At 59.1% G+C, this 20,638-nt stretch carries 21 protein-coding genes and 2 tRNA genes; 13 read left to right on the forward strand and 10 right to left on the reverse strand.

Annotated elements, in window-relative coordinates:
• Positions 1-146: 146 nt before the first annotated feature.
• From QP941_RS07400 to gyrA, 4 genes are all read right to left on the reverse strand, one after another.
• Positions 147-219, reverse strand: a tRNA-Ala gene (locus tag QP941_RS07400).
• A 9-nt stretch (positions 220-228) separates the two neighbouring features.
• Positions 229-305 (reverse strand) — tRNA-Ile (locus QP941_RS07405).
• Between the two features lie 162 nt (positions 306-467).
• On the reverse strand, positions 468-806 hold the full coding sequence (locus tag QP941_RS07410; protein ID WP_049378050.1) for a DUF3566 domain-containing protein: 339 nt from the start codon (positions 804-806) through the stop codon (positions 468-470).
• A gap of 3 nt (positions 807-809) precedes the next feature.
• The gene (gene gyrA, locus QP941_RS07415) at positions 810-3,362 is read right to left on the reverse strand and encodes a DNA gyrase subunit A (RefSeq protein ID WP_284868558.1); all 2,553 of its coding nucleotides are present in this window, start codon (positions 3,360-3,362) and stop codon (positions 810-812) included.
• 78 nt (positions 3,363-3,440) lie between these two features.
• On the opposite strand from gyrA, the gene QP941_RS07420 reads away from it, so the two are divergent.
• Genes QP941_RS07420 through QP941_RS07440 form a run of 5 tightly spaced genes read left to right on the forward strand, consistent with a single transcriptional unit; the run spans position 3,441 to position 6,300 of the window.
• Positions 3,441-3,662, forward strand: a complete 222-nt coding sequence (locus tag QP941_RS07420) for a CopG family transcriptional regulator (protein WP_150850211.1) — start codon at positions 3,441-3,443, stop codon at positions 3,660-3,662.
• Between the two features lie 6 nt (positions 3,663-3,668).
• The gene (locus tag QP941_RS07425; RefSeq protein ID WP_239283036.1) at positions 3,669-3,929 is read left to right on the forward strand and encodes a cell filamentation protein Fic; all 261 of its coding nucleotides are present in this window, start codon (positions 3,669-3,671) and stop codon (positions 3,927-3,929) included.
• Positions 3,930-3,967: 38 nt separating this feature from the next.
• Positions 3,968-4,324 carry a hypothetical protein gene (locus QP941_RS07430; protein ID WP_284868562.1) on the forward strand — a complete coding sequence of 119 codons (357 nt, stop codon included), beginning with the start codon at positions 3,968-3,970 and terminating at the stop codon, positions 4,322-4,324.
• A gap of 20 nt (positions 4,325-4,344) precedes the next feature.
• Complete coding sequence (locus QP941_RS07435) at positions 4,345-4,782, forward strand: DUF6918 family protein (protein ID WP_284868563.1); 438 nt, start codon at positions 4,345-4,347, stop codon at positions 4,780-4,782.
• A 42-nt stretch (positions 4,783-4,824) separates the two neighbouring features.
• Positions 4,825-6,300 carry an MFS transporter gene (locus tag QP941_RS07440; RefSeq protein WP_284868565.1) on the forward strand — a complete coding sequence of 492 codons (1,476 nt, stop codon included), beginning with the start codon at positions 4,825-4,827 and terminating at the stop codon, positions 6,298-6,300.
• Positions 6,301-6,369: 69 nt separating this feature from the next.
• On the opposite strand, the gene gyrB is transcribed toward QP941_RS07440, so the two are convergent.
• From gyrB to dnaA, 5 genes are all read right to left on the reverse strand, one after another.
• Positions 6,370-8,439, reverse strand: a complete 2,070-nt coding sequence (gene gyrB, locus QP941_RS07445) for a DNA topoisomerase (ATP-hydrolyzing) subunit B (protein ID WP_284868566.1) — start codon at positions 8,437-8,439, stop codon at positions 6,370-6,372.
• Between the two features lie 157 nt (positions 8,440-8,596).
• Positions 8,597-9,166, reverse strand: a complete 570-nt coding sequence (locus tag QP941_RS07450) for a DciA family protein (RefSeq protein WP_284868567.1) — start codon at positions 9,164-9,166, stop codon at positions 8,597-8,599.
• Positions 9,159-10,334, reverse strand: coding sequence for a DNA replication/repair protein RecF (recF, locus tag QP941_RS07455; protein ID WP_005325992.1), 1,176 nt, complete (start codon positions 10,332-10,334; stop codon positions 9,159-9,161). The genes QP941_RS07450 and recF overlap by 8 nt, the downstream gene beginning before the upstream one ends.
• On the reverse strand, positions 10,334-11,515 hold the full coding sequence (gene dnaN / locus QP941_RS07460; protein ID WP_005325994.1) for a DNA polymerase III subunit beta: 1,182 nt from the start codon (positions 11,513-11,515) through the stop codon (positions 10,334-10,336). Before dnaN ends, recF begins: the two co-directional genes overlap by 1 nt.
• A gap of 732 nt (positions 11,516-12,247) precedes the next feature.
• Positions 12,248-13,885 carry a chromosomal replication initiator protein DnaA gene (gene dnaA, locus QP941_RS07465; protein WP_284868568.1) on the reverse strand — a complete coding sequence of 546 codons (1,638 nt, stop codon included), beginning with the start codon at positions 13,883-13,885 and terminating at the stop codon, positions 12,248-12,250.
• Between the two features lie 670 nt (positions 13,886-14,555).
• On the opposite strand from dnaA, the gene rpmH reads away from it, so the two are divergent.
• From rpmH to QP941_RS07505, 8 genes are read left to right on the forward strand one after another with little or no spacing between them, the layout of a single operon-like run.
• Entirely contained in the window at positions 14,556-14,699 is a 144-nt protein-coding gene (rpmH, locus tag QP941_RS07470) for a 50S ribosomal protein L34 (protein ID WP_003847033.1), read from the forward strand.
• A 3-nt stretch (positions 14,700-14,702) separates the two neighbouring features.
• On the forward strand, positions 14,703-15,065 hold the full coding sequence (gene rnpA, locus QP941_RS07475; protein ID WP_005326013.1) for a ribonuclease P protein component: 363 nt from the start codon (positions 14,703-14,705) through the stop codon (positions 15,063-15,065).
• Positions 15,066-15,112: 47 nt separating this feature from the next.
• Positions 15,113-15,328 carry a membrane protein insertion efficiency factor YidD gene (gene yidD / locus QP941_RS07480; protein WP_198492273.1) on the forward strand — a complete coding sequence of 72 codons (216 nt, stop codon included), beginning with the start codon at positions 15,113-15,115 and terminating at the stop codon, positions 15,326-15,328.
• A 13-nt stretch (positions 15,329-15,341) separates the two neighbouring features.
• Positions 15,342-16,319: a membrane protein insertase YidC gene (gene yidC, locus QP941_RS07485; protein WP_284868569.1), complete on the forward strand. Its 978-nt coding sequence runs from the start codon at positions 15,342-15,344 to the stop codon at positions 16,317-16,319.
• 29 nt (positions 16,320-16,348) lie between these two features.
• On the forward strand, positions 16,349-16,948 hold the full coding sequence (gene rsmG, locus QP941_RS07490; RefSeq protein ID WP_040425466.1) for a 16S rRNA (guanine(527)-N(7))-methyltransferase RsmG: 600 nt from the start codon (positions 16,349-16,351) through the stop codon (positions 16,946-16,948).
• 10 nt (positions 16,949-16,958) lie between these two features.
• Positions 16,959-17,807 (forward strand): ParA family protein, encoded by an 849-nt coding sequence (locus QP941_RS07495; RefSeq protein ID WP_005326017.1) that lies wholly within the window; start codon positions 16,959-16,961, stop codon positions 17,805-17,807.
• Between the two features lie 6 nt (positions 17,808-17,813).
• Positions 17,814-18,854, forward strand: a complete 1,041-nt coding sequence (locus QP941_RS07500; protein WP_284868570.1) for a ParB/RepB/Spo0J family partition protein — start codon at positions 17,814-17,816, stop codon at positions 18,852-18,854.
• Between the two features lie 8 nt (positions 18,855-18,862).
• Complete coding sequence (locus tag QP941_RS07505; RefSeq protein ID WP_284868571.1) at positions 18,863-19,441, forward strand: 2-methylaconitate cis-trans isomerase PrpF family protein; 579 nt, start codon at positions 18,863-18,865, stop codon at positions 19,439-19,441.
• Between the two features lie 9 nt (positions 19,442-19,450).
• On the opposite strand, the gene QP941_RS07510 is transcribed toward QP941_RS07505, so the two are convergent.
• On the reverse strand, positions 19,451-20,632 hold the full coding sequence (locus tag QP941_RS07510; RefSeq protein ID WP_284868572.1) for an N-acetylmuramoyl-L-alanine amidase: 1,182 nt from the start codon (positions 20,630-20,632) through the stop codon (positions 19,451-19,453).
• Between the last annotated feature and the right edge of the window lie 6 nt (positions 20,633-20,638).

Raw genomic sequence — 20,638 nt, forward strand, 5'->3', positions numbered from 1 at the left:
ACTCAATCGGCATTCAAAAAGGCCAAATCTAACCCCCGCGACACGCCGAGCCAGACACACATTTTGACCCTTAACCCGCGCTTGGGAACGACCGCGGAAATAAAAAATGTCCGGCCCCTCCGAAGAGGAAGCCGGACTTCATGCTGTGGAGCATAGGAGAATCGAACTCCTGACCTTCTGCTTGCAAAGCAGATGCTCTACCAATTGAGCTAATGCCCCATTGTTCCGTGGTGGGCCTAGCTGGAATCGAACCAGCGACCTCATCGTTATCAGCGATGCGCTCTAACCGACTGAGCTATAGGCCCTTGTGCGGAACGAGAATTAACTCTACATACTATCCCCGGATTTATACAAATCGCCTGCTCAATGAGCATTTTACGCCATCAAACAAAGGAGAAAGATTCCTGCTGAAGAAAGGAAAATGCCGGCACCCGAAGGTGCCGGCATCCGCTATGGCGAGAGAGGCGCTAGCGGTTGTCTAGGTCGACCCGCAGGCCGCCAAAGACGTCCACGATGGCGTTGTAAATAACCGCCATCAGTGGTGCCAGCAACGTAAGGAGAACGGCGAAAATAACGCCGATGAGCGCGGAGGCGGAGATGATGACACCGAAGGTGACCTCGAATCCGCCGCCCACGCCGCCGACGAGGCTATTGAGCGATTCCCAAATGCCCACCTGGTTCAGGCCGATGTAGAGCAAGCATACGGCCAGCATCCAGGCGATGAGTCCGACGAGTGACAATGCCAGACCAACGCGGAACGCGGAGGTGGGCGAGATTCGCGTAATCGTTACGTCTCGTCGTGCCATTAATTACTCCTCATCCTTGGAAGCATCGCCAGCCTTGTGCTCCTGCTGGACCTCATCCACGGTCTTTTCGCCCTTGGCTACAGCCTGAGCGTCTTCCTCACCATCTTCTTCGACGTTGCGGTCGATGGCAAGCAATTCGACATCGTCAGCCAGGTTCACCAAGCGCACGCCCATGGTCGCACGGGAGGACGGACGAATCTGGTCCACCTCGGTGCGGATGACGCCGCCGGCGGAGGTGATGGCGAAGATCTCGTCATCCTCATCGACGGAGATGGCGCCGATGAGCTTGCCGCGCTTCGGGGTGTACTTGAAGGTCATAACACCCAAGCCGCCGCGGCCCTGCGGGGTGTATTCCTCAATGGCGGTGCGCTTGCCGTAACCACCAGAGGTGGCGACCAGAAGGAACTCGCCATCGTGGACCACGGACATGGATAGCAGCTGGTCATCGCCGCGGAAGCGCATGCCCTTCACACCGGCGGTAGCGCGGCCCATGGGGCGCAGCTGGTCGTCGTCGGCAGTAAAGCGGATAGCCTGGCCCTGCTCGGAGGTAAGCAGGATGTCATCGCCCTCGGAGACGAGCTGTGCGCCGATGAGCGCATCGCCCTCATTGAGGTTGATGGCGATAAGGCCAGCGGAACGTGCGGACTCGTAATCGGTCAGGCGGGACTTCTTCACGCGGCCCTGCTGGGTGGCGAGGACCAGGTAAGGAGCGTCCTCGTAGGACTGAATCTGAATGACCTGCGCGATCTTTTCTTCCGGCTGGAATTCCAGTAGGTTAGCCACGTGCTGGCCGCGTGCGGCGCGACCGCCCTCTGGCAGCTCATAGGCCTTGAGGCGGTAGACGCGGCCGAAGTTGGTAAAGAACAAGATCCAGTCGTGCGTGGAGCAGACGAAGAAGTTCTTCACAATATCGTCCTGCTTGAGCTCAGCGCCGCGCACGCCCTTGCCGCCGCGCTTTTGCGCCTTATAGGAATCCACCTTGGTGCGCTTAGCGTAGCCGGTAGAGGTAATGGTGACCACGACGTTCTCGCGGGCAATGAGGTCCTCATCGGTGACATCGCCGGTGGCCGGGATGATCTCGGTGCGGCGTTCATCGCCATACTTATCGACGATCTCTGCCAGCTCATCGTGGACAATCTGGCGCTGGCGCTCCTCGCGGGCGAGGATGTCCTTCAGGTCAGCGATCTCGCGCTCGATCTCGGCCAACTCGTCGATGATCTTCTGGCGCTCCAGGGCAGCCAGCTTGCGCAGCTGCATGGCGAGGATGGCATCGGCCTGGATATCGTCGACGTCGAGAAGCTCCTTCAAGCCTTCGCGCGCCTCGTCCACGGTGGGCGAACGGCGGATAAGGGCGATGACCTCATCCAGCATGTCTAGGGCCTTGACCAAGCCGCGCAAGATGTGGGCGCGCTTCTCGGCCTCGTTCAAGCGGTACTGGGTACGGCGAACGATGACCTCGATCTGGTGCTCCACGTAGTAGCGCAGCATCTGATCCAGGCGGAGGGTGCGCGGCACGCCGTCAACAATGGAGAGCATGTTGGCGCCGAAGGAGGTCTGCAGCTGGGAGTGCTTGTAGAGGTTATTGAGCACCACTCGAGCCACGGCATCGCGCTTCAGGGTGACCACGATGCGCATGCCCACGCGGTCAGAGGACTCATCCTCGATCTTGGAAATGCCCGCAATCTTGCCGCTGGCCACGGACTCCGCGATATTGGAGATGAGGTTATCCGGGTTGACCTGGAACGGCAGCTCGGTAATCACGATGGTCTGACGGGAGCCAGACTCCTCGATGGAGGTCACACCGCGCATGCGGATGGAACCGCGGCCGGTGGTGTAGGCATCCTTGATGCCCTGATCGCCCACAATGAGGCCGGCGGTGGGGAAATCTGGGCCCTTGACGCGTTCCATGCAGGCTTCCAGCGCAGCCTCTTCATCGGCGTCTGGGTTATCCAGCATCCAGTAGATGGCCTCGGCCAGCTCATTGAGGTTATGCGGCGGGATATTGGTGGCCATACCCACGGCAATGCCGCCAGAACCGTTCATGAGCAGGTTCGGAACGCGGGACGGCAGGACGTCTGGCTCACTGGTCTTGCCATCGTAGTTGGGCGAGAAGTCCACGGTGTTCTCGCGGATATCGCGCACCATCTCCATGGCCAACGGGGTGAGCTTACACTCCGTATAACGCATTGCCGCCGGGCCATCGTTGCCGCGGGAACCGAAGTTACCCTGGCCATCCACCAGTGGGTAGCGCATGTTCCAGGACTGGGCCAGACGCACCAAGGTGTCATAGATGGCGACGTCACCGTGCGGGTGGAACTGACCCATGGTGTCCGAAACCGGGCGGGCGGACTTCACGTAGCCGCGCTCCGGGCGGTAACCGGAATCGAACATCGCGTAGAGGATACGGCGGTGCACCGGCTTCATGCCGTCGCGCACCTCCGGCAGGGCACGGCCGACGATGACGGACATGGCGTAGTCGATGTAGCTCGACTCCATCTCCTCATTAATGTCAATGGGAAATATGCGATCAAAAAGATCGTCGTTATTGTCACTCATAACGCCAAATTCTACCCTCTAGCGCCTTTCAGGACCCGAATTGCCGCACGAGTGGTATCACCGTGGTATCACTGAGGCATGGCAATGACATTGCGACTTACGGCCGAACAGGATCACGCGCTCACGCTACTGGCTTCCGCGCAGGGCACCTCCAAGCACGAGGCGGTGGTGCGCGCCGTTGTTGCGGCGGCAGCCCGCACGCTTGCCGACGCCCACGTGCAGTCCACCGCCCGCGCCCTCCTCCCCGGCCGCGCTGAGCTGGAGGCGGAAATCCGCCGTGCCCGGCCCGCACAGTCCTAGGCGAGCATGACTACTGAACAGCTCTACCTCTTGGCCCGCGAGTTTTGCGCTCGCTTTAACGTCCGCATCACCAACTTCGCCGCCCTAGCGGCCGCGGCAGCTGCCAGCACCGCCAAGGTGGAGGGAATAGCCATTCATGACAACCACCGCGATGCTGCCCGCGCCATGGCAGAGGTATTAGCCCGCGTGCCGGCGCTGAGCGGGTATAACGCAGAGTTCGCAAAGTTCAGCGCGCGCGTCTACCTTAGTGTTAAAGAAGTTACCTAAGTTACTAGGGATAGTGACCCAAGAAAGGAACTACCACCATGTCCCACGTCAAAAAGATCGCCGCCTCGAGCCTTACCGCCGTGGCGCTAGCTGCCACCGCCATCACTGCTCCGATTGCTACTGCAGCTGAGGCAGATTCCTGGAAAGACCAGGTAAATCCGAACTTTGAGCAGGGACAGACTGGTGGTTCCTCTACCGGCTCTTCCCAGCTGGATCTCACCCTGATTATCACCGCAGCGGCCGCTGGCGTCACCGCGCTGGCCAGCGCCGTGGCGCTGTACTCCCCTAACGTGGATGTGGAGAAGGCTGCACGCGATGCCGGCCTGGGCCAGATCGCCGATCAGATTGCTGCCATTCAGGCCAACCTCCCTGGCCTGCCGGGACAGCCCGCCTAATTCGCGTAAGGTGGTGCAGCATGGCACATCTTTCTGAACTTATGTCAGGTCCGCAGCGCACTGCGGTGATTAACGATTGCGGCGAGCTGGTTGAGGGGGTCGTCGCCAAGCAGTCGGGCATTACCGGCATGGCGCTCAAGGGCGCCGTCGCCGCCGCGAAGAAGGTCGACTCCGCCATCATCACCAAGGCCCTGGGCCGCGTGCTGCCGGATGTCCTCGATGCCCTGGATCCACACTGGCAGGAATTTTCGGAAACCTCCGAGCAGGATTTCGGTTCCTTCCTGGAGCCGCGCAGCGCCCAGGTGAGCGATTCCATCATGTCGGTGGCCGATAAGCACGCCGAGCAGATTAACTCCCCCGCGCTGTCTAAGCCTTATAACTCCTTGCGCGGTAAGGCCTCGGAATTCCTCACTCCTGCGGTCCCGGATTTCGGCCGCGTGCTGCAAAAACACATGTAGTTTCCGCACGCTTGAACCTAGAACAAACCGCAGAGTATAAGTGTGGAAGTGACTACTTCCGCAGCTAACCAGACCGAGTACCCCGCCGGCCAAGATCCCGCCCGCTGGCGGGTACTTATCGTTTTGCTCACGGCACTCTTCATGTCCCTGCTGAGCGTGTCGATCGTGAACGTAGCCCTGCCCTCGATTCAATCGGGCCTGGGAGCCTCTGAGTCTGATGTGCAATGGGTGCTCTCCGGCTATGCGCTCACCTTCGGCGTTATCCTCGTGGCGGCCGGCCGCGCGGGAGATCTCGTCGGCCGCGGCGGCATCTTTCTAGCGGGCATCGCCATCTATTCCCTCAGCGCCGCTGTGGCCGGTTTTGCCCCCAACGCGGAAGCGCTCAACGCCGCCCGCTTTATTCAAGGCATAGGCGCTGGGCTGCTCAATCCGCAGGGCGTGGGCATGATCCAGCAATACTTCCGCGGTCCGGAGCGCGCCCGCGCCTTCGGCTACTTTGGCTCCACGGTGGGCATCGCCGTGGCCATCGGACCGGTACTGGGCGGCCTGCTCATCCGCCTCGGCGGCGCGGACCTAGGCTGGCGGCTGACCATGCTGGTCAATTTCCCCGTCGGCCTTATTGCCATCATCTTAGGATTGCTGTGGTTTCCGCGGCCGCTGTTTTCCCGCGTGCGCGATGAAAACGGCAATAAACTGGGCATCTTCAAGGCCCTCGCCACCCTGGATCCCATCGGTGCGGTGATTCTCGGCGCTGCGGTGTGGGCCATCCTCTTCCCCTTCATGGAATCCTCCGCCTCCCCGGCTGTATGGTGGCTCCTACTGCTGGGCGCCGTCCTCCTTGTGGGATGGGTGCTGTGGGAGCGCCGCCACAAGGCCACCGGCCATCCGCCGATGGTGGATCTCACTATCTTCGCTACCCCGAGTTTTCGCAATGGCACCATCATCGCCACCTTGTGGTTTATGGGCATTACCAGCATTTGGGTACTCGTGGCACTTTACTTCCAAAGCGGACTCGGACACTCTGCCCTGGCGGCCGGCTCCGTAGGCATTCCGGCTGCCTTGTTGAGCTCGATATCTGCCACACTGGCCGGCCGATCCGTTTCCGTTTATGGGCGCAAGGTCGTGGTACTTGGCATGCTGGTGACCATCTTCGGTCTAGTGGCCACAATTGCGCTTATCTGGGCCACCGAGCAATGGGGCGCTAGTGAATGGTGGATGGTCCTTTCGCTGGCCTTTGTTGGCGGCGGGCAAGGCTCGGTCATCTCCCCCAACCAAACGCTCACCTTGGCGCATGTTCCACAGGCTTACGCCGGATCGTCCGGCGCCGTCCTCCAAACCGGCCAGCGCATCGGTACGGCCATTGGACTTGCCGTAATTACGGCCATCGTTTTTGCCACCTTGCACGGAACGAGCGCGGACTGGCCGCTGTCCATCATCACCGGCTTCGGCGTCATCCTCGCCATGTGCCTCGCTTCTCTAGGATTCGCCATAGCGGATCAGCGCAGCTCCCAGACCTAGGCCCAGTGCTTTCCGACGCCACAATTAAAGCCCACCGCGGTAGTTCCACGGTGGGCTTCATGCTGCGCTTTAGATATCCAGGAAGCGGACGTCCTTCGCGCGGCGGGTAATGAAGGAGCGGCGAGCCGAGACATCATCACCCATGAGGATGGAGAAGAGCTCATCGGCACGCTGCGCGTCTTCCAGATCCACGCGGCGCAGGATGCGGGTGCTCGGGTCAAGCGTGGTCTCCCACAGCTCTGCGGCGTTCATCTCGCCCAGACCCTTGTAGCGCTGGATGCCGTCATCCTTATTGATCTTGCGGTTTTGCTCCAGGCCCTCGACCAGCAGCTTATCGCGCTCGGCGTCGGAAAAAGCATAGCCCGGAGTACCCTTAGACCACTTGAGCTTGTACAGCGGCGGGTTAGCCAGGAACACGTGGCCATCCTCAACCAGCTGCGGCATGAAGCGGAAGAGCAAGGTCAGAAGCAGCGTGGCAATGTGCTGGCCGTCCACGTCGGCATCGGCCATAAGCACGATCTTGTCGTAGCGCAGCTTCTTGATATCGAATTCCTCGTGGATGCCGGTACCCAGTGCGGTAATAATCGCCTGGACCTCGGCGTTCTTGAGGACCTTATCCATGCGGGCCTTCTCCACGTTCAGGATCTTGCCGCGCAGCGGCAGGATGGCCTGGAACATGGAATCGCGGCCACCCTTAGCGGAGCCACCTGCGGAGTCACCCTCCACGATGTAGAGCTCAGAAATCTTCGGATCCTTCGAGCGACAATCTGCAAGCTTGCCTGGCAGGCCGCCGAGGTCGGTGGCGGACTTGCGGCGCACCATCTCGCGAGCCTTGCGGGCAGCCATGCGAGCATGCGCGGAGGACACGGCCTTATTGATGATGGCCTTGGCCTCAGCCGGGTTGGCATCGAACCAGTCATTGACGTGCTCGTTGACCGCGCGCTGGACAAAGCCCTTGATCTCGGAATTGCCCAGCTTGGTCTTAGTCTGGCCCTCGAACTGCGGGTCGCCCACCTTGACGGAAATGACGGCCGCCAAGCCTTCGCGGCAGTCATCGCCGGAAAGGTTGCCGTCCTTTTCCTTGAGGAGCTTATGCTCCTTGGCGTAGCGGTTCATCAGGGAGGTCAGAGCCGCACGGAAGCCCTCTTCGTGCGTGCCGCCCTCGTGGGTGTTGATGGTATTGGCAAAGGTGTGCACGGACTGCTTATAGCCCTGATTCCACTGCAGCGCTACCTCTACCTCGTGATCCTCGCCCTTGGCATCGAAGGAAACGATGGTCGGGTGGATCGCGGTCTTGGACTTATTGAGGTACTTGACGTAGTCGGTCAAACCATCCGGGTAGTGGAAGGTTACCTTCTTGCGGCGCTTCTTTTCTGCCGCAGCATCCTTTGCCTCGCCGGATTCCTCGTTAAAGGTATCGCCGGCGTCCGGGGCATCATCGAAGGAGGTCTCATCCGCGCTGGTCTCGCCGGATTCTGCATCGGCGATTTCTTCCAGCTCGATCTGCTCTTCGGTGACGCGCTCATCAATGAGCTCAATGCTCAGGCCCTTATTCAGGAAGGCCATTTCCTGCAGGCGGCGCGAAATAGTGTCGTAATCGTACTCGGTAGTTTCAAAAACTTCCGGGTCCGCCCAGAAACGGATCTTGGTGCCCGTGCCGCGGGCATTGCCACCCTCAACGAGCTCGTCCGGGATGGCGTTCTGGAAGTTTTGGTACCAGTGCTTGCCGTCGCGCTTGATCTCCGCCTCCACGCGGGTAGATAGCGCGTTCACCACGGAAATGCCGACGCCGTGCAGGCCGCCGGAAACGGCGTAGGAATCGGAGTCGAACTTACCGCCGGCGTGCAGCTGGGTCATGACCACCTGGACGGTAGGTGCACCAGAGGCGTGCATTTCTACCGGAATGCCACGGCCATTATCGATGACCTCTACGCCGCCATCCTCCAGCAGCTTGACGGTAACCTTATCGGCGTAGCCGGCCATGGCCTCATCGACGGAGTTATCAACAATCTCCCAAATGAGGTGGTGCAGGCCGCGCGAACCGGTCGAACCAATGTACATGCCGGGGCGCTTACGGACGGCCTCGAGGCCCTCCAGGATCGTAATTGACCCAGCATCATATGCGTGTTCTTCAGCCACGGATTCGTGCTCTCCTTTTGGCTATAGCTAATTCTAAGACCTTGACTATTCTACACGGATACCCCCTACTGAAAGACACCCCACACCCGTGAGAGATAGGAATCTGGCGCGCTCTGAGGTTATTTGCATTGTGCAGGTCTGAGTAAACCTCAACCTATTAGCCGTATGTATCTTGTGATCCTTGCGGTTTGACCCACTGCCGCCCCTCATAATTGCGCCTTTGCTTCGGCCCGTGAATCCGCAGTTCCACAATGACATCGGGGCCTAGGCGATCAGAGATTTTCCGCAGGATTTGGCGCTGCAGGTAGCGCAGCTCCGTTGCCCACGTGGAGTTATCACAGGATACATAGACAATCTTGTCCTTAATCCGCTGCGGCTGCGTATGCGCGGCAATGCGCTCGCCCACCAGATGCTCCCAATTGCCCATCACCCAGCCATTAGCCAGATCATGCTCCCACCCACGATTGACCACCTCGCGGTTAATTTGGGATCCCAGGCTCGGCACGGCCAGGGTGCGCCGCTTCTTCCTGCCATCCGGGCCAGTGGGTAAGCCCCGTTGATAGCCCATATACCCCTGCTTCTGCGCCTTCTCCAGCGAGGGCACCGGCATCTTCGGCACCGGGCGGGTCAGCTTCGGCGGGTTTTTGGAGGTGGACCGAACCAGCTTAAAGTACTGGGTCACGGGATCGATGCGCTGCTTGCCGACGCCCCCTTGTTCCTCACTCATTCCCTTCACCTTCCTCGGCGCTGAGCTTGGAAATGCGACCGGTCTCGGTATCTTCTACGCTCACGCGGTAGCGCACGATGGGTTCCAAGTTTCCGGGCAAATCCTCATCCACGGCCGCGGTGATGAGCACCTGCTCCGCCTCGGCGGCCAAGTGGACCAGCTGCTTGCGGCGCTTGGCATCGAGCTCGGCAAAGACATCGTCCAAGATGAGCACCGGATCGGATCCTCCCTCCTGGCGCAGGAGGTTGAATTCCGCCAGGCGCAGCGCGATGGCATAAGACCACGTCTCGCCGTGGCTGGCAAAGCCCTTGGCCGGCTGATCGCCCAGGTTAAGCACCAGATCGTCGCGGTGCGGACCCACCAGGGAAATGCCGCGTTCGATCTCGCGCTGCCGGGCGGCGGCCAACTCGGTGAGCAGCACGGCCTCTAGCACCTCGCGATCGGAGGTATCGATCGTGGACTTATACTCCACGTGCGCCGGCCGCGATTCTGGCGCTAGGCCGGAATAGGCGGCGGGGATGTGGTCCAAGAGGGCGTCGACAAGCGCAAGGCGGGCGGCAATCACCTGGGCGCCGAGCCGGGCAAGCTGCGCATCCCAGGTATCCAAGGTGGCCAACGCAGCGGCGCCATCGCTATCGGAATAGCCGCGGCGCAGGCTGCCGGAGGCCGATTTCAGCAGGGCGTTGCGCTGCTTGAGCACCTTGTCATAGTCGGCCTTCACGCCCGCTAGACGCGGAGTCCGCGAGGCAATGATGCTATCGAGGTAGGCGCGGCGCCCAGCCGGCTCCCCGCGCACCAGGGCCAAGTCCTCCGGGGAAAAGAGCACAGTTTTTACCACCCCCAGCAACTCACGAGGGCTGCGCAGGCGGGTGCGATTAATCTGCGCTTGGTTGGCTGCGTGGGGCTTAATCAGCAAATGGGTAGTAAGCTCGCGGCCTTGGTTCACCGCGGTAATGGATACCCGCGCGCTGTCCGCGCCCTGGCGCACCAGCGGTGCATCGTGGGAAACGCGGTGGGAGGAAAGGTGGGCGGTATAGCCAATGGCCTCGACGATATTGGTCTTGCCAAAGCCATTGCGCCCGACAAAAAGGGTGATCCCCGGCCCTAGCTGCACATTAAGTTCGGGCCACGAGCGAAAATCCCGAACATCGAGATCCCTGACGTACATTAGCCCGGCAGGCGAACCGGCATGAGCAGGTAGGTGAAGTTGGTCTCCGGCGTGGGGAAGTTGCCATCTTCATCGGCCTCAGGCAGCTCTTCCGGTTCTGGGATCATGATGGCAGGGCGCGAAGGCTCGGTAAAGCCGAAGACCACGCGGTCGGTATTGATGACCCCCAAGCCATCCTTGAGGTAGCCCGGATTGAAGGCGATGAGGAATTCATCGCGGCCATGGAATGCACACGGCAGGGTCTCGGTGGCGTTACCAGCATCCGCACCGGCGGAAAGGGTCACCTGGCCATCGGCGAATTCCATCCGAATTTGCGCGTTGCGATCCGTCAGCAAAGACACGCGGCGAATTGCTTCTTGAAGCGGAGCGACCTCAATGGAGGCAATATTGGTGTGGTTCTTCGGCAGCAGCGGCTGCACATTAGGGAAGTCCGCATCCAGCATGCGCGTGGTGGTCTCGCGATTATCCGCGTGCAGGCCAAAGAGGCCATCTGCACCAATATTGTCATCGGTGCCCACAGCGATTTCCACTGGGATATTCAGGTGCGGATCCAAGGAACGACCGGTTTCCTGCAGGGTCTTCGCCGGCACCAAGAGTTTCGCTTCTACATCCGGCGACTTCGGTTCCCATTCCAAGGTGCGCATGGCCAGGCGGAAGCGGTCCGTTGCCGTCATCTCGATGTCCTTGCCACGGATATCCATGTGCACACCGGTGAGCATGGGCAGGGTGTCATCCTTGCCGGCCGCGGCGGCGACCTGGTGGATGGCCTCGACGAATAGCTGCGGCTGGATGGTGCCGGTAACCTCCGGCAGGACCGGAAGCTGCGGGTAATCATCCAGAGGGATCAGTGGCAGCTCAAAGCGGGAAGAACCACAAGTAACCAGTGCCTTGGAATCTACCTGGGAGATCTCCACTTCCTTGTTCGGTAGGGAAGCGACGATGTCAGATAGGAGCTTGCCGGCTACCGCGATCTGTCCGGGTTCATCCACCATGCCGGCAATGCGGACGCGGGTAGAAACCTCATAATCGAAACCAGTGAACTCAAGACCATTGTCATCCGCGGTGATCAGCATCGCGCGGAGCACGGGCTGGGTGACCTTGGACGGCAGGCTGCGAGCAACCCACGCTACGGCGTTGGCAAGGTCATCTTTGGCAACGCGAAATGACACGGCTTCATCCATGGTGCGAAGAGCTCCTCTGAGGCAAGTAGGAAATTTGTTACTTACAAAAGACTGGCTTCCAACTTACCGCATCGGGCGCGGTGCGCCACAACGTGTAATTCCATCTTTGCCCGCCCGATCGGCGCCTGGCCCAAGGCAGGCCGGGCCGAATTCCACACACCCTCTTTCCTCTATACAGATCAGAGAAATAATTTAGTAGTAGTAATAAGCGCTGTGGGATCTGTGGGTAACTAGGTAAATGACAAGTTCAAGCCGCAGATCCGGGGTGTGCCAATTCTTGTGATCTTGCTGTGATCAATCGGGGCGAAATGTGGACAACTAACGGGATCGCCGTTTTATCCACAGGTTTTGTCATTTGATCACCGATCTACACACAGTGCTGATCACAGGGTGGTTCTCCCAGCATAGAGCCTGTGGAATTTAATACTGTGAGTAAGATCTACGAATTACAAAGGTGGAATTACACAAGTGTGAATAACGCTGTGGATAACTCTTTTCGCGGTTAAGAGAGTACTTTTCGTGGACCTTCTGGGTTCTTTGTGGAATTACACGAAGGTGTAGGCGGCTGTGTGGACGGTTTGAACCAGGTTTCGGTGTCTCAGTCAAGAATCTCTGATCTGGTAGTTCTGGTCTCACCTTTAAGTAGTGCGAGCAGAATCCCCGAAGTGACAAAGGGCAGACAAAAGCGCCCTCCTTTATATAAGGAAGGCGCTGTAGAAAAGGTGGCGAGATCTAGGCGCGACCGCGATTCTTGATGCGCTGGGTAAGCGCCTGGATCTCGTCGTAAGTATTGCGCTTTTCAGTCATCTCTTTGCGGATCTTGCGATCCGCGTAAATGACGGTGGTGTGGTCTTTGCCGCCGAACTGTTCACCGATCTTGGGAAGGGATAGCTCCGTGAGCTCGCGGCACAGATACATAGCTAACTGGCGTGCATGTGCCACCGCACGCTTTTTGCCAGCGCCGCGCAGAGTCTCTACATCAATATCGAAGAATTCTGCAGTGACCTCCATGATCGAGGTAGCGGTGATTTGCCTATCGGCGGAATCTGGGGCCAAATCGCGCAACGCGATTTCTGCCATCTCCACGTTGATTGGCTCATTCACCAAGGAGGAATAGGCCGAAACGCGGATCAGTGCGCCCTCGAGCTCACGAATAGATGACTCAAAACGAGAGGCAATGAGCTCAAGCACGGAGCGATCCACTTCGGTGCCGTCATTGGCCGCCTTCTTCATCAAAATCGCGATGCGCGTTTCTAGATCTGGCGGCTGAATATCGGTGATAAGACCGCCTTCAAAGCGGGTGCGGAGGCGATCTTCCAGCGTGGTTAGCTGCTTCGGTGGGCGGTCCGAAGACAAAATGATCTGCTTATTGGCTTGGTGCAGCGCATTGAAAGTATGGAAGAACTCTTCCTGGGTGGATTCTTTGCCTTCCAAGAACTGGATGTCATCGACCATCAAAATGTCGAGATTGCGGTAGCGCCGCTTGAATGATTCCTGACGGTCATCGCGCAGGGAATTAATATAGTCATTCGTGAATTCTTCCGAAGACACATACTTCACGCGCAGACCCGGATGCAGTACCTGGGCGTAATTGCCGGCGGCATGCAAAAGGTGCGTTTTACCCAGACCAGAGCCACCCCAGATAAATAGTGGGTTGTATGCACGGGCGGGATTCTCGGCCACAGCCACGGCGGCACCATTGGCAAACCGATTCGAAGAACCGATCACGAAGCTATCGAAGGTGTGCTTCGGATTGAGGGAAGTTTCACGGTTGGGATCGTGCGCCGGGGCCTCGCGCGGGATGCGGGCAGAATTGGTGGCAGCACCGGAGAAATTTCCCGCGGTTTCTGCCTGCTGTTGGTTATAGTGCTGGGCCAGCTCATCCAGGCTTGCAGGGGCGTGACTCGACTGCCAATTGTTCTGGGAAGGGGCCTGCTGTGCAGCGGCATCCGTTTGCTGTGCGCGCGGAATGTAGTTCTGGGTAGATTCCGTGTTCTGCGGCGGTTGCGCTTGAGACGGTTGCTGTTGTTGAGGGGGTGTTGGCTGTGGTGCAGGCTCCGCGGCCGGCGGCTGTGGCTCTTGTGGGGTGGCAAGGGTAACCGCAAAGGAACACGGTCGGCCTAGGTGGCGGGTTAATGCCTTGGCAATGTGCTCGCCCAACTCATTTTCGACCACATTTTTGGCATCCAGGTTTTCGGCGGCAACGAGGGTGTAGCCCTCAACCATCATGATGGGGCGAACCAGTTGGAGGTAAAGGCGCTGTGAGTGCGAAAAACTGGGGACCTCGGAATTGGGTTGCTCGGATTGTGCGAGCAGGTCATCAACGACCGCGCGCCAAACGGCATGCAGGTTCGCTTGTGGGTCAGTCACAACAGGCTACCTTTGTGGAATTTAGTCGGGGACGGGTGGACATTGAATAACAATTTTCACTGCGGATTCCACCGTGGTTTTCACATCGGTTTTTATCGAGTCACCTCGATCTCCACAGAGTTATCCACAGGTGTGGATGAAATAGTTATTCACAGCTTAGTTCATGACTGTGGATAACTCTTCATTGGTCAGTTTGTGGCCCTACGCTGCGGAAACTACAAAAGTCTCAAGCGTTGATTTAGAGTTATCCACATGACCGATTGGGCTGTGGAATTTGATTCTTCTGTTCTACCGCCGAAACGGCGGGTGTGTCTAGCGAGAAAAATTCACCACCCGGGTGTGGGTTGGGGTGGGTCTTACTGCGTGATGGATTAGGTGCAGCAAGAGCGCAGAATCTGGCCCTCTAGCTGCAGGAAAAAACATTTATGTAATTTCGGGTGTACCCGGGTGTCGATTTGTTCCCGGCGGCAGAAATCACGTAATCTGGCATGGTCTATTGCAACAAAGAGTTGCGCGTGAAAGTGACAGCGTCACCTCGCACCGGCTGGGCCCGTCGGCTCGCCGTGCACCGGAGAGACTGTGATGCGTCAGGTTCATGGAATCTATTCATCAGTGGGCGTGCCGCTGCATCGCGGTGGTGTGCCTACGCACAACTTCAAGGAGAATTAACGTGGCAAAGGGTAAGCGCACGTTCCAGCCGAACAACCGTCGTCGTGCTCGCAAGCACGGTTTCCGCACCCGCATGAGCACCCGTGCAGGTCGCGCCATTGTTGCAGCTCGTCGCAAGAAGGGCCGCGCAAAGCTGACTGCATAAGTTATGCTTCCAGCCCAGCACAAGCTCACGTCGCCGACGCAATTTCGGCGCACGATGAAGGGTAGTCGCCGGGCGGGCACTCGTACGGTCGTCGTGCATGCGCGCGACAACGCAGGTACGGACAAGGCAGCCGATATCGCCGCCACTGGGCCGCGATTTGGGCTGATTGTTTCTAAAGCCGTCGGGAATGCAGTGGTTCGCCACCGCACCTCCCGGCGGCTTCGCCATGTGTGTATGACATTCATTCCCAAGCTGCCCGCCAGCGTGGACGTTGTTATCCGTGCCTTGCCCGCCAGCGCCACTGCTAGCAGTGAGCAATTAGAAAAAGATCTTGCCAAAGCGCTGCGCAAGCAATGGGATATCTAAATTCCCGCGGGGAGGAAATTCCCCCAGCCAGAGGATTGGCCAAACCAATGGTCAAAGTGGTTCGTTTCTACCAAAAGTATGTCTCTGGCCTTAAAATGGTATCGACCTGTCGGTTCGAGCCGACATGCAGTGCTTATGCCCTAGAGGCGCTTTCTCAACACGGCGCAATCAAGGGTACGGCGATGGCAATAGCCAGGGTCTGCAAATGCGGCCCCTGGCATCCGGGTGGATTCGATCCGGTCCCGGGTACCAACAACAATTGAGGATTATACACTCGTGCTTAATTTCATTTACTGGCCAATTTCGGCCGTTTTGTGGTTCTGGCACTGGCTGCTGTCCCTCGTAATGGACCCTGCCTGGGGCATTACCTGGATTCTGGCCATTGTGCTGCTGACCTGGACGCTTAAGGCACTAATGGTCAAGCCGACCATCAGCCAGATTCGTTCCTCGCGCAAGATGCAGGAAATCCAGCCTAAGGTGCAGGAAATCCGCGCGAAGTACGGCAATGACCAAACCAAGGCCGCGCAGGAAATGCAGAAGGTCTACAAGGAGTCCGGCGTTCGTCCGATGGCCGGCTGCCTGCCAGTCTTCGTGCAGATTCCAATGTTCGTTGGTTTGTTCCACGTGCTGCGGTCCTTCGACCGCACCGTTGCGGTAGCCGGTGGCTTTGGCCACCCCAGTGGCGACCCAATGTCCGTTGAGGATAACGCCAATACCGCGAACTACATCTTCAAGCCGGACCTAGTCCAGCAGTTCTTGGATGCCAAGATCTTTGATGTTCCGCTGGTGACCAACCTGCGCTTGAACTCGCCGATTGTGGAGGGCGTAACCACCACCCAGGCAGCCGTCATCATCGTTCCGATGATCGCCATCATTGCGGTCATGACACACTTCAACGCCCGCATGAGCCTGAACCGTCAGGAAAAGCGCCGCGCCGCGGGCAAGACCCAAGCACCGCAGGGGCAAAATGCGGAAATGATGCAGCAGCAGATGGCCATGATGTCCAAGATGATGCTGTGGGTCATGCCGGCCATGCTGGTCTTCTCCGGCTTCATCTGGCCGATTGGTTTGCTGTTCTACATGATGGCCAATACAGTCTGGACCTTCTTCCAAACCCGCATCGTCTATGCCAAGATGGACCGCGAGGAAGAAGAAGAGGAAGCCGCTAAGGTTGAGGCCAAGCGCACTTCCGCGCCTAAGCCGGGTGCCCGCAAGAAGGACAACCGCACCAAGAAACAGCGCAAAAACAAATAAACACGGAGGAGAACCCCATCGTGTCCGAGATGGACCCGTCAGTAGTATTCGGCTCCCGCTTGCCCCTCGCGCAGGCTTACCATGATTCGCTCGCTACAGACGGGTCCACTCGTGGTTTTATAGGCCCCCGTGAGGTGCCACGCCTGTGGGACAGGCACATTATTAACTGCGCCGTCGTCAAGCAGGCAATCCCAGAGGGTGCCACGGTTATCGACGTCGGCTCGGGTGCCGGGCTGCCCGGCATTCCGCTGGCCATTGCACGCCCAGACCTGCAGATCACTCTGATCGAGCCGCTGCTCAAGCGCTATAACTACCTCAACGAGGTCGTAGAAGAGCTGGGCCTAGACAACGTGACGGTCCTGCGTGGCCGTGCCGAGGAAGGACCGATTAAAAAGGCCGTGGCGGGAGCAGACGTGGTCACCTCCCGCGCCGTCGCGCCCCTAGGCAAGCTGGCGAAATGGTCGCTGCCGCTCGTACGCAAGGGCGGTGAGATGATCGCGCTGAAGGGTTCTTCGGTACACGAGGAACTGGAACGCGATGCCGCCGACATTAAGAAGGCCGGCGGTGGAAAGGCCGAGGTCAGCACCATCGAGGGAACCACAATCATTCGTGTCCCGCGCGTGAACTAAAGTAGACGGCATGACTAATCCGCGCCTTATCACCATTGCTAACCAGAAAGGCGGCGTAGGCAAAACCACCTCCGCCGCCAACTTGGCCGCAGCGCTAGCCACAGAGGGCAAAAAAGTGCTGGTGATCGATCTAGACCCGCAGGGAAACGCCTCCACGGCCATGGGCGCGGAACATAATTCCGGCACCGATTCCAGCTATGAGGTGCTCCTCGGAGACTGCACCGCCGAGAAAGCCATGCAGCCCTCCTCGCACAACGAGAACCTCTTTTGCATCCCCGCCACCATTGATCTGGCCGGTGCGGAGATTGAAATGGTCTCCTTGGTACGCCGTGAATTTCGGCTCTATGACGCCCTGCATAATGGCTTCCTTGAAGAGCATGGCTTTGAATATGTCTTCATCGATTGCCCGCCATCGCTGGGCTTGCTCACCATCAACGCCATGACCTGCGCTGAGGAGGTCATCATCCCGATTCAATGCGAATACTACGCCCTGGAGGGCGTGGGCCAGCTGCTGGGCAATATCTCCATGATTCGCGAGCACCTCAACGAAGATCTGCATATTTCCGCCGTGCTGCTGACCATGTATGACGCCCGCACGCGCTTGGCCGAGGACGTGGCAGATAACGTCCGCGAACAGTTCGGAGCCGTGGTGCTGGCCAATGTTATCCCGCGCTCCGTGCGCGTTTCCGAGGCACCGGGGTACGGTACTACGGTTATTGATTACGCTCCCTCGTCCACCGGTGCCCGCGCCTACCTTGCGGCCGCGCGCGAGCTCGACCGGCGTGGCGATTATCGCCCGCACCCGACCACCGGGGCGATTGGCGTGAGCCCAGAGATTTACGCGGAATTGGAAGGATAGGAACTCATGGCAGAACAGAAGCAAGGCGGCCTTGGCAAAGGCCTAGCCGCACTCATCCCGTCCGGTCCTGATGCCCCTACCCGCAAGCCGCGCCTGGGTGATTCCGCCGCGGATATCATCTTGGGAAATTCCACCCCGCAGCCGGGCCGAAAGGGCGGCGAAGGCAAGCGCGTAAAGGGCGCCCCCACCATTCAGCAGGGTTCTGGCTCTAAGTCCTCCAAGAAGCGCCAGGCCACCCCGGCTCCTATCGGTGCGACCTACCGCGAGATTTCCATTGGGGATATCATCCCCAACCCGAAGCAGCCGCGCACCGTCTTCGACGAGGATGAACTTGGCGAGCTCGTCCACTCGATCCGCGAGTTTGGTCTGTTGCAGCCCGTGGTCGTTCGTCCTTCCGAGGAAGGTGGCTTTGAGCTCATCATGGGTGAGCGCCGTTGGCGCGCTTCCTCCAAGGCGGGCCTGGCCACGATTCCGGCCATCGTGCGCGATACCAAGGACGACAATCTTTTGCGCGATGCCCTGCTGGAGAATATCCACCGCGTACAGCTCAACCCCTTGGAAGAGGCGCACGCCTACCAACAGCTACTGGAAGAATTCGGCGTTACCCAGAACGAGCTGGCGGATCGCATTGGCCGTTCGCGCCCACAGGTGACCAATATGCTGCGCCTGCTCAAGCTGCCCGTAGAGGTACAAAAGCGCGTAGCTGCTGGTACCTTATCTGCCGGCCACGCGCGTGCCCTATTGTCCTTGGATGACGCCGAAGCCATGGAATACATTGCCAACCGCATCATTGCGGAGGGCCTGTCCGTGCGCGCCACCGAGGAAGCAGTCACCCTCTACAAGCGCGATGGTAAGCCGGCCGAATCCAAGAAGAAGCAGCCGGTTCCGCAGCCGCAATACTTTACCGATTCCGCTGAGCGCCTGTCCGATCGCTTCGACACCAAGGTCACCGTGACCATGGGCAAGCGCAAGGGCAAGATGGTCGTGGAATTTGGCGACCAAGAAGATTTCGAGCGCATCATGACGCTCATTGAGGGTCAACACTAACTGGGGCGATGATCCTCGAGCCGGTACGCGAAGGCGCGCGCATTCACCGCCAGGCCGCGCGCAGCACCTTTTGGGAGCTGGAGGCCTCCGTGGTCGATCCCGCCTTTGAAAAAGAAGCGTGGCTGGCCACTACCCTGCTCTCCTTTGGTCAGTGCGGTTTTACCGTGGGAGAGGACGCCACCATTCTCTTTTGCTCCCGCGAGGATGCTGCCGGCGCCGCCAAGCTTCCCACCGCCCCCATTTCAGACGATGCGGAGATCATTACCTCGCTCTTCGTTAAGGCTCATTTAATGGGGCGTGGCATTGAAGCAGTGCTTGTCGACGCCGCCATTATGCACCTCACTAACCGCGGCAGCACCGCCGTGGAGGCCTTTGGCTATTACGGCGATCCTGCGGCTGCGGCGGATTTCTTGGGCCACAAACCGGCCTATATCGGGCTGATGTCTTATGAGACTTTGCGCTCCGCCGGCTTTGAGGTAGCCGCAGATCACCCGGTACTCCCCCGCTTGCGGCTCGAGCTGCCGCCCGAGCACGATATGCTCAGCGCGGCAGCGGCCGAAGACTTCCTGGCCCGCGCTTTGGCCTAGATTTTAGGCCTAGGATTGTTCGGCCTGGAGCAGCTCGGAGAACTTATAGGTGCCGGTTACGGCGGTGTCCTGCTCCATGAGGTACATGCGCTTTACGGCAATCACGATCGCCTCCGCAATGTCATCGCGGCGGGACGGGTTGGTGAGGATCTTTATGTCCTCTGGGTTGGTCAGGTAGCCCAGTACGATCTGGATGACCGGCATCTGGGTCAAGCGCAGCAGGTCCCAGGTGCGGCCGTGGTTGCCGCAGTCCAGCAGCTCAGTGCGCGCGACAATCTCGCGCTGGATGAAACCGGAAAGGGTCTCACCAATGAGTGAGGAGTTGCCGGATTCGGAACCAAAGTAGAAGGTGGCAACACCATTGGCCTTCTCATTGGGGTAAGAATCGCAGGCTAGAGAAATGACCATGTCCGCATCGAAGGCATTGGCCAGCTCGGCGCGGGACTTGACGTCCGCATCGGAGGTCCGAGGACGGGAGATGATGGTTTCCATGCCTGCGGCAATCATGCGCCCCTCGATGCGCTGGGTGAGGTCCCACAGGATTTCCTGCTCGGAAATATCACCGAAGCGACCCTTAACCAGCTGGCCGGCGTCGCCGCCGCTTAGGGCAGGGTCGATGACAACGCGCTTGCCCGCCAGCTTTGGGCCGGCGTTGCGAACGCGCTCACGCTCTTGGATATTGTGCGCGGAACCACCGGTAATACGGCGGCCGAGCAGTCCAAGGGCGCGGATGGTGGCGGGGCCGCACACACCATCTTCTTGCAGGCCGCAGTTGTGCTGATATTCCTTCAGGGCCGCGTGGGTATTGGTACCGAAGTGGCCGTCTACGCGCTGCTGGTAGAAGCCGAGCTCCTGCAGTTGTTGCTGGAGCTGCGAGATATCGTCACCTACCAGCTCATTCGCAGGCTCGTAGCTAAGGACGCGGCTGCCGAGCGTGTACGAGGCTTGGCGCAGTTCGCGCAGGGTGAGATCGTCGATTTCGCCCGTCGGCACGATACCGCGGGATTGCTGGAAGGCCTTGAGGACCTCAGACAAATTGGCATCAAAGCTCTTGTCGCTCTCGGAGTACTTCTGCTTCTTCCAAGCAGAAAGTTCCCCTTTGAAATCTAACAAGAGGCCGAGACGGGCCAAGGTAGCGCGAGCCTCAGCTACACGCACGCTTGTATCGCCGACTCGAAGAACGCGGTTCACGCCTTA

The organism is Corynebacterium sp. MSK150 (genome assembly GCF_030229215.1).
Lineage (GTDB): Bacteria > Actinomycetota > Actinomycetes > Mycobacteriales > Mycobacteriaceae > Corynebacterium.

Coding starts and splice junctions, on each gene's coding strand:
- QP941_RS07410 (WP_049378050.1), bottom strand. CDS start 806: ATGGCACGACGAGACGTAACGATTACGCGAATCTCGCCCACCTCCGCG.
- gyrA (WP_284868558.1), bottom strand. CDS start 3,362: ATGAGTGACAATAACGACGATCTTTTTGATCGCATATTTCCCATTGAC.
- QP941_RS07420 (WP_150850211.1), top strand. CDS start 3,441: ATGGCAATGACATTGCGACTTACGGCCGAACAGGATCACGCGCTCACG.
- QP941_RS07425 (WP_239283036.1), top strand. CDS start 3,669: ATGACTACTGAACAGCTCTACCTCTTGGCCCGCGAGTTTTGCGCTCGC.
- QP941_RS07430 (WP_284868562.1), top strand. CDS start 3,968: ATGTCCCACGTCAAAAAGATCGCCGCCTCGAGCCTTACCGCCGTGGCG.
- QP941_RS07435 (WP_284868563.1), top strand. CDS start 4,345: ATGGCACATCTTTCTGAACTTATGTCAGGTCCGCAGCGCACTGCGGTG.
- QP941_RS07450 (WP_284868567.1), bottom strand. CDS start 9,166: ATGAGTGAGGAACAAGGGGGCGTCGGCAAGCAGCGCATCGATCCCGTG.
- recF (WP_005325992.1), bottom strand. CDS start 10,334: ATGTACGTCAGGGATCTCGATGTTCGGGATTTTCGCTCGTGGCCCGAA.
- dnaN (WP_005325994.1), bottom strand. CDS start 11,515: ATGGATGAAGCCGTGTCATTTCGCGTTGCCAAAGATGACCTTGCCAAC.
- rnpA (WP_005326013.1), top strand. CDS start 14,703: ATGCTTCCAGCCCAGCACAAGCTCACGTCGCCGACGCAATTTCGGCGC.
- yidD (WP_198492273.1), top strand. CDS start 15,113: ATGGTCAAAGTGGTTCGTTTCTACCAAAAGTATGTCTCTGGCCTTAAA.
- rsmG (WP_040425466.1), top strand. CDS start 16,349: ATGGACCCGTCAGTAGTATTCGGCTCCCGCTTGCCCCTCGCGCAGGCT.
- QP941_RS07495 (WP_005326017.1), top strand. CDS start 16,959: ATGACTAATCCGCGCCTTATCACCATTGCTAACCAGAAAGGCGGCGTA.
- QP941_RS07500 (WP_284868570.1), top strand. CDS start 17,814: ATGGCAGAACAGAAGCAAGGCGGCCTTGGCAAAGGCCTAGCCGCACTC.
- QP941_RS07505 (WP_284868571.1), top strand. CDS start 18,863: ATGATCCTCGAGCCGGTACGCGAAGGCGCGCGCATTCACCGCCAGGCC.